Origin of the sequence: Aquimarina atlantica, from assembly GCF_000626715.1 — a bacterium.
Lineage (GTDB): Bacteria > Bacteroidota > Bacteroidia > Flavobacteriales > Flavobacteriaceae > Aquimarina > Aquimarina atlantica.
Genome location: NZ_AQRA01000010.1, coordinates 83808 through 97778, shown reverse-complemented (window position 1 = coordinate 97778; position 13971 = coordinate 83808). Strand labels below are relative to the sequence as shown.

Sequence of the window (13971 nt, the reverse complement as noted above, 5' to 3'; positions counted from 1 at the left end):
GTACCATAATGATTGATTTCATAGAATATGTAGTTTTAGAATTAAAGAGCAAGAGACTTTCAAAAGCCAATGCTCTGGATCTTATTAAACAATTTAGTCACCGTACAGTAACTCATGCTAACAGGGATATTATACATCCTTTGTTACATAAGAATACATCCGATTTAAGCCAGCAGAGTTTTAGTACGACATTTAATGGAAAAGAGCTATTTCTGAAAGATCACATGGTTAAAGATCAAAAGGTTTTACCCGGAGTTGCCTATTTAGAAATGGCTAGAATGGCTTTGAGACAAGCTTTACCTTTTCAAGAAGAATCAATTGTCGAATTGCGCAATGTTATATGGGCTCAACCAATTATAGTTGAAAATCCTAAAGAAGTCACTATTGCTTTATTTGCTGATGAAGCCGAAATAAGTAATGGACAGATAAATTATGAAGTTTATAGTACAGAACCTGGCACAGAAGAAAGTGTAAAAGAAACGATTCATTGTCAGGGGCAAGCTGTCTATATCAATACTTCAAAACCTACACGATTGGATATTGATAAGCTCAAGATAGAGATGCAACAAGGAGAGCTAAAATCCACACCTATTTATGCTGCGTATTCAAAATTAGGATTGAAGTATGGGCCAACTTATCGAGGTATAAAAACGATATTTCGGGATAATGGACAATTACTGGCACAATTAGAATTAAGTGAGATTGCAAAATCAAACTTCGAGGAGTATGTCTTACATCCAGGTGTGATGGATAGCGCGTTGCAGTCTGCTATTGGCTTATTGGGAGATTTAGATCAAATTCCTGATAAACCATCATTACCATTTGCTCTAGAATCTCTAAAGGTTTTTTCTGGTTGTACCAAAGAAATGTTTGCATGGGTTCGATATTCAAAAGGAAATAAACCTACTAATAAAGTTACCAAACTCGATATAGACCTATGTAATGAGAAAGGAGAGGTTGCTATACAAATGAAAGGATTTTCTTCACGTATGCTTAATGAAGATTCGGTGACCAAAGAAGCCACTGTAACAAAAAAAGGAGTCTTATATGGAGCTCCTGTTTGGCAAGTGACAAATGATATGAAGCCTTTCAGCCAAAATGGAACAGATATAGTGAAGCACCGATATGTTTTTCTATGTGAAGTTCCCCAGGTAGATACAAAACAACTGGAATCTCTTCTTACTTCTAGTAAAGTGATACACCTGCAAAATACTCAGCAAAAAAATATAGCAGAACGATTCAGCGAATATGCACAAATTTGTTTTGAACAACTCCGTATGATACTCGGGGATAAACTTCAGGAAAAAGTGCTCATTCAGATTGTAACCACTAGTAAAAGTGAACAATCTATATTTACAGGTCTTTCTGCATTAATTAAGACTGCTACCCTTGAAAACCCTAAGCTAGCGGGTCAGGTTATCATTACTCATCCAGAAATAACCACAGAAAAATTAATAATACAACTAGAGGAAAATCAAAATAAGACGCAGGATACAATTATAAAATATGAGCAAGAAACCCGACAGATTCTGCGTTGGAAAGAAATACCGCTAGTACATAATAAACCCAAAATTGTTTTTAAGGATAATGGTGTATACCTTATTACAGGAGGGCTGGGAAATCTGGGAAAAATACTTGTTAGAGAAATTTTAAAACAAACTCAGAATGCCAAAATCATTGTAACAGGTCGGTCAGAACTTACCGAAGAAAAACAAATCTTGATAGATGAAATAGATGGTAAAGCTGGTCGGCTATTCTATAAACAATTAGATATCGTAGATCTCGATAAGGTAAAACGAATCATTACTTCAATAAAAAAAGAGCATAAAGGGATTCATGGTATCATTCATAGTGCAGGAATGATTTCAGATAGCTTTATTTTGAAAAAGACATCAGAAGAGTTTAGCAAAGTTCTCGCACCTAAAGTTTTAGGAACTTATAATTTGGACGAAGCCAGTAAAAATATTGATCTTGATTTCTTAGTTTTATTTTCATCAATATCCTCTATAACTGGCAATGGTGGTCAGGCAGATTATGCCACAGCCAATAATTTCATGAATCAGTTTGCGATGTATCGTAACCAACTGGTTGAAGCCAAACAACGATCAGGGAAAACCATGACTATCAATTGGCCATTATGGGAAAAAGGAGGAATGAAGATTGATCAGTTGAAACAAGAAATGTTAGAACAGAGTACAGGGATGCTACCTATGAGTAGTGAGACTGGAGTGCATGCATTTTATAGAAGTTTAGAGCTAACGCAAGATCAATTACTAGTTGTAGAAGGCAATGTAGAAAAATTACATCAGACATTATTTAATGATAATGCTTCTGAAACCTCTTTGTCTGGTAGTATTACTTCTGTGAAAGAAGAATTAGTTGTCGAAATGGATGAAGAAAATCTGGAGGAGCAAACCCAGAATTATATTAAAAAACAACTTTCCGAATTGTTCAAGCTTCCACCTCATAAGATTGATTCATTTGCTCCTTTAGAAAAATATGGTATTGACTCTATCTTGGCAATGAATCTAACCAATGAGTTAGAAAAAACTTTTGGTTCTCTGCCAAAAACTCTCTTTTTCGAATATCAAACAATTCATGAGCTTACAAACTACTTTATAAATTCACATTTATCAAAACTGACAGCGCTTTTTATTTCTGGATTTGAAAAAGATAATCTGGAAAAAAATAAGGATATGTCTATCGATTCACCTATCGAGGCACAATCAAAACAAGGAAAGTCAAGAAGTATTAAGCGTTTGCGGAAGATTGGAGTTTCTGTTGATAAAAAAAATAGTGTTGATACAGACCCCATTGCAGTTATAGGCTTAAGTGGTCGCTATCCAAAAGCTTCTAATATTGAAGCATACTGGAATAACTTACGTGATGGCAAAGACTGTATTACTGAGGTACCAAAGAATAGATGGGACTGGCAAGAGTATTACAGCCCGGATCGTAGTAAAAGTGGATATCATTATAGTAAATGGGGAGGGTTTATTGATGGTGTTGACGAATTTGACCCGTTATTTTTTAATATTTCCCCACTCGAAGCAGAGATACTGGACCCACAGGAACGATTATTTTTGCAACATACATGGATGGCCATAGAAGATGCGGGTTATACCAAAGCCAGTTTGCAAATACCACACGAGTTTGGACAGGCAGGACAAGTTGGTGTGTATGCCGGAGTTATGTATAGCGAATATCAACTTTATGGGATCGAAGCCAGTAAAAGGGGACATCGAATGGGAGTTCCCGGAAGCTATGCCAGTATTGCCAATAGAGTATCATATGTATTAAATCTTCATGGACCAAGTATGACAGTTGATTCTATGTGTTCCTCATCATTAACAGCAATCCATTTAGCATGTCAGGATCTAAAACAGGGACGAACCAGCTTGGGAATTGCAGGAGGAGTCAATGTTAGTATACACCCTAATAAATATACGGTGATTAGTGCAGGACAATATATTTCAAGTGAAGGACATTGTCAGAGTTTTGGAGAAGGGGGTGAAGGCTACATCCCAGGCGAAGGCGTAGGTGTGGTGGTATTGAAAAGACTATCTGAAGCCGAAAAGGATGGAGATCATATCTACGGTATTATCAATGGGAGTACCCTTAATCATGGAGGAAAGACTAATGGGTATAGTGTACCTAGTCCAAAGGCACAATCTAATCTCATAAGTAATGTATTAAAAGAAACAAACACAGATCCTAGGCATATAAGCTATATAGAAGCACACGGAACAGGAACTAAACTAGGAGATCCTATTGAAATATCAGCCTTAAATAAAGCATTTAAACAAAGTACTTCAGATATAGGGTTTTGTTTACTTGGCTCTGCCAAATCCAATATAGGTCATTGTGAGTCAGCAGCTGGTATTGCAGGGTTAACCAAAGTATTACTACAATTAAAACACCAACAAATAGTTCCATCTCTGCATTCAAAAAATCTAAACCCTAATATAGATTTTGAAAAAACACCATTTATTGTTAACCAAACATTAAGAACGTGGGAACAACCCATAATTAATGGGATCCCACAACCTCGGATAGCCGGTGTTTCATCTTTCGGTGCCGGAGGAGCAAATGCACATATTATTGTTCAGGAATATATAGTACCAACAAAAGTAAGTCAGCCTAAGATTTCAATTGATTTAGATTCAAAAGCAATCATTCCTTTATCAGCCAGAACGCAAGATCAACTTAAACAAAAAGCTATTGATCTTTATGATTTTCTTCAGAAAACTAAAATAGAAAAACAAGAACAGGTTATTGCACCGATTGACCTTACCGAAATGGCATATACGTTACAAGTAGGAAGAGAAACTATGGATATGCGACTTGGTTTTATGGTAAACTCGGTTGAAGAGTTGATACAAAAACTTAAAGCATATATTAATGGCGAAAAGAATATTGAAGACACATACCAGGGGCATACAGACACGGATAAAGACACTTTATTAGTATTCAATGCAGACGTAGATTTTGAGCAAACTGTAGATAAATGGATAGCTCGAAGAAAGTGGTCTAAACTTCTGGATCTATGGGTTAAAGGCTTAAATCTTGATTGGAATAAATTCTATGAAGGCAATACACCTAAGCGTATAAGCTTACCTGTGTATCCTTTTGCTAAGGATAAGTATTGGATTGATATAAAAATGAATGATCAAAGTACAGTTGATAGAAAAATCACATCGGTACTACATCCTTTACTACATAGTAATACCTCAGACCTTAGCAAACAGAGTTATAGTTCTATCTTTAGTGGCGAAGAGTTTTTTCTTGCCGATCATCAGGTAAAAATTAAAGAAGGTAAGATAAGTAAAGTATTACCAGCTGTAGCTTATCTCGAAATGGCACGAGTAGCAGTAGAGAAAGCCGTTCCTGTTAAGGCTAAATCTAGTATTCTGGAACTTCATAATACCGCATGGGCACAGCCACTTGTTGTAGAGAAAGATAAGCAGGTAGAAATAGCTTTGTATATCAAAAAAGAAAACCAGATAGATTATGAAATTTATAGTACAGATAATGAGCAGGATATTATTCACTGCCAGGGAGTAGCTACATATAGCACGCATCTTTCACTTGAAAAATTGAGTATAGAACAACTCAAAGAACAAATGAACAGAGGTAGTATAGAAGCAGCTAGCCTATATTTTACATTTAAATCTATGGGGCTGGTTTATGGCCCAGCTTATCAGGGAATCACTAAAATTTATCAAGGAGAAAAACAACTCTTGGTACAGTTGAATTTACCGTCGGTTGTTAAAACAAATCAGAATGACTACTTGTTACATCCGAGTTTAATGGATAGTAGTTTGCAAGCTGCTTTTGGTTTGATCGATGATTTGACCACGATTCCTTCACAACCTTCGGTACCTTTTGCTTTAGAGACTATTCGAATACTATCTGCTGTTACCGAACACATGTTTGCTTGGATTCGTTACTCTGAAGGGAGTTTAGCTACTGATGCGGTTACCAAACTGGATATTGATATATGTGATCAAGAAGGAAATATATGTGTACAAATGAAAGGAGTTTCTTCTAGGCAATTAAGTGAAGATACTATTGATTTTAAGAATGAAGATATAGGAATTTTGATGGCTAAACCTTTATGGAAGAGCTTCAAAATACCTCAGATACCAGAAACTCCCAAAGCTGAATTTGCAGAGAAACATGTTATTCTGTGTGAAATGTCTGATATAGAAACAAGTCAGCTTCAAACATTAATTCACTATAACCATTGTATACAACTTGAAGCTTCACAAAAAAATATAGCAGAGCGTTATACAGATTATGCATTAACTTGTTTTGAACATGTTCAAACAATACTAAAGAATAAGCCTAAAGCAAAGATTCTTATTCAAATCGTAATTACCGATAACAAGGAACAAGCACTTTTTTCAGGATTATCAGGGTTACTAAAAACTGCTGCTCAGGAAAACCCTATGCTAACCGGTCAAATGATCCTTACAAAATCAGCTATACAAACAAAGGAGTTGGTAAGGCAATTACAGAAAGCAACAACAATATCAGAAGAATCTATTGTAAAATATGAAAACGACACTTCATATATTTTACAATGGGATGAAGTAAAAGCAAATCAGGAAAACAGTAAACCTGTATTTAAAAATCAAGGTGTTTATTTGATTACCGGAGGCCTTGGTGCTTTAGGAGTATTGTTTGCCAAAGAAATTTTACAACAGACCAACGAGACAAAAATCGTTGTGACCGGTCGCTCTGAGTTGACAGAGGAAAAGCAGATAATTTTAAATGAACTGACCTCAGATACCAATCAGGTTGAATATCAACAACTAGATCTTAATAGCTTAGAGCAAGTAGAAAAACTCATAGCTACTATTGAAAGAGAAAACGGGAAACTTAATGGTATCATTCACAGTGCAGGTATGATATCGGATAACTTTATTCTGAAGAAAACCAGCGCCGAATTTAATAAAGTACTAGCTCCCAAAGTTACCGGGACTTATAATCTGGATCAAGCCAGTAAAGATATACATCTTGACTTTTTAGTATTGTTTTCATCATTATCAGGTGCAATGGGTAATCTTGGGCAATCAGATTATGCAACGGCTAATGCTTTTATGGACCAGTTCACCAGATACCGTAATCAATTAGTAGATCAAAAATTAAGGCAAGGGCATACTCTTTCTATCAATTGGCCATTGTGGGAAAGTGGAAATTTGAGTATTGCACAAAAAAATATTGAAATCCTCTGGCAAGAAACAGGAATATCTCCTATCCAAACTTCGTCGGGTATCCAGGCATTATATAGTAGTATGACCTTACAAGGTAATCAGGTTTTGGTTATGGAAGGAAATGTTAATAAAATCCGCTCAATCTTGCTTTCTAAGCAAACTCGTAAGGTAGAACAGATGTCAAAGTCTACAAGTAGTCAAAATGTTGAAACTGCAAAAACCGCTACGATAGATTCAAATACACTTTTAGATAAAACGATAAATTATCTTCGAAAACTGTTTGCAGAGGTTTTAAAAATTAAAACTAAGGAACTTGATCCAAAAGCCCCATTAGAGAATTATGGTATTGATTCTATACTCGCTATGAGGTTAACTAATATACTTGAAAAAACTTTTGGCTCTCTTTCTAAAACGTTGTTTTTTGAGTATCAGACCATAAAAAGCTTAGCAGAATTCTTTGCCAGAACATATCCCCAAATTATTCAGGAGCGTACAGGGATTCAGCAAACAGTATCTTCATCAATAGAATTGCCACAGGATTCAATCAAGAAACAATCACTGGTTTCTCAAACGTATTCCAGTAATCGTTTCTTTAATACCACAACCAACACTCAGAAAGAAGTTGCTATTGTAGGATTAGGGGGTAAATATCCACTGGCAGAGAATGTGGAAGAATTTTGGGAAAATCTCAAAAAGGGTAGAGATTGTATTACAGAAATTCCAGAGGGACGTTGGGATACAGATCGTTTTTTTGATCCCAAGCGTAATCAAGTAGGAAAAAGCTATAGCAAGTGGGGAGGATTTATTTCTGATGTTGATAAATTCGATCCGTTATTTTTTAATATATCACCAAAAGAGGCTGAATTAATTGATCCCCAGGAACGACTTTTTATCCAAACTGCATGGCAAACTATTGAGGACGCCGGATATAGTAAGGAAAGTATCTCTACACTTGGAAGAGTAGGTGTATATGTCGGAGTTATGTATGGACAATACCAACTCTACGGCGCAGAAGCTATGTTGGCAGGTAATGCTGTGGTCCCGGGGTCGTCTTATGCATCGATCGCAAATAGAGTTTCTTACTTTTTGGATCTACACGGACCCAGTATTGCTTTAGATACTATGTGTTCGTCATCATTAACGGCTATTCATCAGGCTTGTGAAGAAATACGGAAAGGTGAAATAGAAGCAGCCATTGCCGGAGGGGTTAATGTTTCTATACATCCTCATAAATATCTCATGCTAAGCCAGGGTAATTTTGCCGCCAGCGATGGCAGATGTAGAAGCTTTGGAGAAGGTGGAGATGGATACGTTGCAGGTGAAGGTGTTGGAGCTGTTTTACTTAAATCTTTGGATCAAGCTATCAAAGATGGTGATCATATATACGGTATCGTGAAATCGAGTGTAATTAACCATGGAGGAAAAACCAATGGCTATTCTGTTCCAAACCCTAACGCACAAGGCGATTTGATTCGGGAATCACTTAAAAAAGCTAAAATTAGTCCTTCGACATTAGGCTATATCGAAACTCACGGTACAGGTACAGCATTAGGAGATCCTATCGAAATTACCGGGTTAAATAAAGCTTTTGGAGAATCAACACCACAAAAACAAGTTTGCCCGATAGGCTCTGTAAAATCAAACATCGGGCATCTGGAATCAGCAGCAGGAATAGCAGCCGTTACCAAAGTATTACTTCAGTTGAAACACAAAGAACTAGTTCCTTCTTTACATGCAACTACATTAAATCCAAATATCAATTTTAAAGAATCACCTTTTTATGTACAGCAGGAATTAGCGCCCTGGAAAAGTAATGAAGAACATCCCAGGCGTGCCAGTATAAGTTCTTTTGGTGCAGGAGGCTCGAATGCACACCTCATTATAGAAGAATATAAAAACAATACTAGCAAAGAAACCGAATCTTACTACAATAGACCACAATCATTTGTTCTGTCTTCGAGAGATAAAAATACACTCTTGAGGTACGGTAAGAAGATGACGGACTTCCTTAGAAGAAACAAAAATATTGAATTAGAGGATTTGGTATACACTTCACAGGTAGGAAGAACACCAATGAATGAACGTCTTGTGATCGTAACTACCCATATTAATGAGCTTATCGAAAAACTGGACCAATGGCTATCCATATACGAGACAGAAGATGATACGCTATTAAAAAGAAGTGCAGATGAGTTAGAAGGTGTATTTTATGGAAACATTAAGAATGCTTCTTCCGATACCATTACCTTATTAGAAGGAGAGGAAGGCAAAGCTTATCTGAAAGTAATTATAGAGGCCCATAATCAGGAAAAATTAGCTAAGCTATGGATATCAGGAGCAGATATTGATTGGTCTTTGCTCTATCAGAATGTTCAACCAAAGCGTATTTCCCTTCCAACATATCCTTTTGCTAAAGAGAGATATTGGATTACTAAACCTGTATTACCTATAGCTACCAATTCATTAGAAATACAAGAAAACAATGCAGAAAACACATCTGAAGAAGAGAAAAAGAAATTACATTATTGCACCAAATGGATTGAACAAAATCTTGACGTGTCTGAAGAAAAATCTTCCGAAAATGGTTTCATACTCATCTTGGATACCTCAGATGAACTGTTCCTTACTCTAAAAAAACAATCACATCAATATCTGCAAGGAAATTCATATATTTTGTTAAAACCTGGATCTGCTTTTGAGGAAATAGAACCATCTGTTTTTACTATTGATTTTCAGAAAGAAGAAAACTTTACACAACTTGTAGAGCACCTTAATATAAAAGAACAACTTCCTTATCGAATTATTCACAATGGATTAGAAATAGGTAGTTTAGATAAAAAAGAAAACATAACTCATCAGCTTAACTATAGTATTTATGCTCTGTTTAATCTATGTAAGACATTAATAGAACAAAAACATCAGGTTTCGCTTCAGATCTTGTCGATCTTCTTGGGCGATACAGATTTAACAGTTCCATGCAATGCTGCATTAGGGAGTTTTTTCAAAACCTTAACCCTAGAGAACCCTTACTATAAAGGAAAAATTGTTGAAGTTAAGGATAGTAAGCAAACCCCTATAGTAGAGAAGATTCGTATGATTGAGAATGAATTCAGTGATGAAAACTGGAGGAAGAATGAAATTCGCTATGATCTCCGAAAAAATGAACAAACCTATGTTCGTTATGTTAAAAACCTGATTCCACTTACCGATGTTGAACGTAATATAAATCGTTTGCCAATAAAGCAGAATGGTGTTTATATTGTATCGGGAGGCTTAGGTGGATTAGGTCTTATTTTTAGCGAGTATTTGGTTAAAAATTATCAGAGTAATTTGGTTCTTTTTGGCAGATCTCCTCTCAAAGCAGCACAAAAGAAAAAACTCGATAGACTTAAAGCTTATGGTTCTAAAATCCTGTACCTGCAAGCCGATGCATCAAAATTAGAAGATGTAGAAACCATTGTAAAGACAGCAAAAACCAATTTTTTACAAATCAATGGAGTGATTCATAGTGCAGGAATTAATCAGGATTCATTTATTCTGAAAAAACCTAAAGGACAAATAGATAGAGTATTAGCTCCCAAAATTTATGGAACAACTAATTTGGATTTAGCTACCAGAGACGAAAACTTAGATGTTTTTATCATGTTTTCTTCAATCGCAGGAGTATTGGGTAATGTAGGACAATCTGATTATGCCTATGGAAACCATTATCTCAATTCATTTGCAGAAAATAGAGAAACCTTGGTAAGAGAACGAAAACGCCATGGAAAAACATTAGCTATTAATTGGCCATACTGGGAAGAAGGAGGGATGCATATTTCTAATGAAGAAGTTACTTTGATTCAAAAAGAAACCGGTCTTTGCCCAATACCTGTAACAGAAGGAATTCAGTTTCTAGAAGAGTTTCTGTTATCCGATATCTCTCAGTGTATTCCACTATATGGTTTTCCTTCCAAAATCAAGACATATATTGATCAGACCACTAAAAAAACTGAGAAAAATAAACTTACGCAAGCTAATATAATAGATACTGATACTCTTTTCGAAAATACAGTAGAATATCTTAAAACGTTGATCGGAAAAGAGATTAAACTTGATCCAAACCGAATTGATCCCGAAGAACATTTTGAGTCTTTTGGTATCGACTCTATAAGTATTAACCAGATCAATTTGAGTCTGGAAAGAGATTTGAGAGATTTGTCAAAAACGTTGTTTTATGAATATTCTACCATAGAAGAATTGGCCAAATATCTAATCCAGGAAGAGCAGGAGACGTTAATCCAGTTTTTACATAGTGAAGATTTGATAAACGTATCAAGTAATCACGTTAATCCATTATATGAAACAAAAACCCAGAGAGAGCCTATAAGAGAAGACAAACGGGAAATGAAGGATGTAATGGATACACCAATTGCATATGAGGATTCAGAACCGATAGCCATTATCGGAGTGCATGGAAGCTATCCTCAATCTGAGGATTTGGATTCATATTGGGAAAGCCTGAAGCAAGGGAAAGACTTAACAGATCTAGTACCTAAAAGCCGATGGGATTTTGAAGAATTTTATCATGAGGATCCGGAGAAAGCATCTGAAGGGAAAATTTATGGAAAATGGGGAGGTTTTATAAGTGATGTCGATAAATTTGATCCTCATTTTTTCAATATCACTCCAGAAGAAGCCAGGATAATGGATCCACAAGAGCGACTTTTTTTACAGTCCGTTTGGGCTACTATAGAAGATGCAGGATATACAAAAGATAGCTTGAAGAAACGATATCCTAAAGCCAAAAGTGCCAATGTAGGAGTTTTTGTAGGCGTTACAACAAATACTTATAACTTATTAGCATCTGAAGAATGGAGTAAAGGAGACACGATTCCTAGTGCACACCCTTGGTCAATTGCCAATCGAATATCCTACTTATTCGATTTTAACGGACCTAGTATGCCTGTAGATACAGCTTGTTCATCTTCTTCAGTGGCGATACATCTTGCTTGTGAAAGCCTTAAAAAACAAGAGTGTAAGGTTGCTGTTGCTGGTGGTGTAAACTTATATTTGCACCCTTCCAAATACCATTCATTATGCAAGAATCGAATGGTGTCTCTAGGAGGAAAATGCCATAGTTATGGTAAAGGTGATGATGGTTTTGTTCCTGGTGAAGGAGTAGGATCAGTTTTATTAAAACCACTTAGTAAAGCCATCGAGGATGGGGACCACATATATGGTGTACTTGCAGGAAGTGCATTTGATCACAGTGGCAAGTCGAATGGATATTCTGCTCCGAATCCTAATTCCCAGGCAAACTTAATAGAACATACTCTTCAAAAGGCTCAAATCCATCCAGAAACTATCAGTTATGTAGAAGGACATGGTACAGGTACGCAGCTAGGAGATAGTCTCGAAATTGTGGCTTTAACCAATGCATTCCAAAAACAGACCATTCAAAAGCAAATTACTGCTATTGGATCGGTTAAATCTAATATTGGGCATCCCGAGTCTGCAGCAGGAATTGCAGGCGTAGCAAAAGTACTGTTACAGATGAAACATCAACAATTGGTACCCACAATTAATTCTGATCAAGTAAATCCAAATATTAATTTCAAAGAATCACCATTTTATCTTCAACATAAGCTAACACCATGGGAACCTCCTTCGGGTTATCCTCGTAGAGCACTTATAAATTCGTTTGGAGCAGGAGGAGTGAATGCATGTTTAATACTAGAAGAATATAGAAAAATAAAAGAAGTATACCCCAAACAGGGACCACATCTTGTTATATTTTCTGCAAAAAATGAAGAACGTCTTCAGGAATATGTCAACCGAGTACTTAATTATATAGAAAAAGAAAAGCAAGTGAATCTTGCAGACTTATCTTTTACCCTACAAGTTGGCCGGGAAGCGATGTCAGATAGGTTAGCAATTGTTGCTTCAAATAGAGAAGAGCTTATAATTAGGTTGAAAGATTGGAAGCAACAAAATGAGTCGAACTATATTTTTTGGGGTAAGCTGAATTCTAACCAAAGAAGAAAGAAAACTCTGAATAGAGAAGAGGAGTTTCGCTCTCTATTTGATAGAGGTGATCTGGATAAACTTGCACAATTATGGGTTGGCGGAGTTGAAATAGATTGGGAAAAGTTATATACTAATAATAAACCCAATCGGATATCACTACCTACTTATCCTTTTGCTAAAGAAAGGTATTGGGTGTCAGATCGTGTAATTGAAGAAAAGAAAACAGCTACCGAACCTATAGATGCTCAACTGCACCCATTAATTTCATATAATTCATCCACATTAAGAGAAGTTCGTTTTAGCTCATGGTTATCCGATACCGAGTTTTATGCATCAGATCATCAGGTTAATAAAGAGAAAATCTTTCCAGGTTCAGGGTTTATAGAAATTGCCAATATTTCAGGAAACCTGGCAGGAGAACAAAAGGTTAGCAAGATTAAAGATATTGTATGGGCTCACCCATTAAGTTTTAAGAAAGGCTCACAGTTCATTAATACATTATTAAAGCCTAATGGTATTGGTACCGAATTTAAAATTACGTCACTTGATGATGAAAATGAACAAATAGTACATTCTGAAGGAAAGTTGTTTTTTCAGAACGGCAATAAACATTTAGCCAATATTGAAAATATTTCAATACAAAAACTTAAGGAACAATGTGCTGATCCTCATGATGGTTCTTACTACTATGATATTTTTAACCAAGTAGGTTTTAATTATGGTTTAGCATTTAAAACTATTCAGGAATTTTATATCAATGAATCTTTTGCTTTATCTAGGTTAAAATTAACAGACCATTTATTAGTTGATTCTGATCGGTTCATTCTCCATCCTTGTATTGTAGACGGAGCTTTACAAACTGTTGCGGGATTAATTGGGCAGATGGAGTCAGTAACTCCGCATGTACCATTCGCAATTGATGAAATAGAAATATTTCGCTCATTACCTCATACGTGCTATGCTTATGTGCAGCGTGTAGAGGAAGAGGCCAGGTTACAGGCAAACATCAAAAAATTCAACATAAAAATTATCAATGAAGCAGGGGATGTTTTAGTTAAGATTAAAAATTTTTATGTGAGAGCATTTGATAATACAAATATTGATCAGGTTAAAGAATCTAATAGTATGGCTTTTGCCGTAAGCCTATAATGTAGATGTGTATGAATTCGGCAAAATCACATTTCAATATCACAAAACTGTCACACTAAGAAACACAAAAAGTACCCTGGTTGTACAAAGGGTT

Annotated in this window: 1 protein-coding gene; it reads left to right on the top strand. The window is 35.9% G+C overall.

The window, feature by feature from the left end:
• The first annotated feature begins 8 nt into the window (after positions 1-8).
• Positions 9-13877 carry an SDR family NAD(P)-dependent oxidoreductase gene (locus ATO12_RS25725; RefSeq protein WP_051575998.1) on the top strand — a complete coding sequence of 4623 codons (13869 nt, stop codon included), beginning with the start codon at positions 9-11 and terminating at the stop codon, positions 13875-13877.
• Positions 13878-13971 lie beyond the last annotated feature (94 nt).

Excerpts from the sequence above, each read along its gene's own strand:
- ATO12_RS25725 (WP_051575998.1), top strand. The coding sequence starts at position 9 with ATGATTGATTTCATAGAATATGTAGTTTTAGAATTAAAGAGCAAGAGA.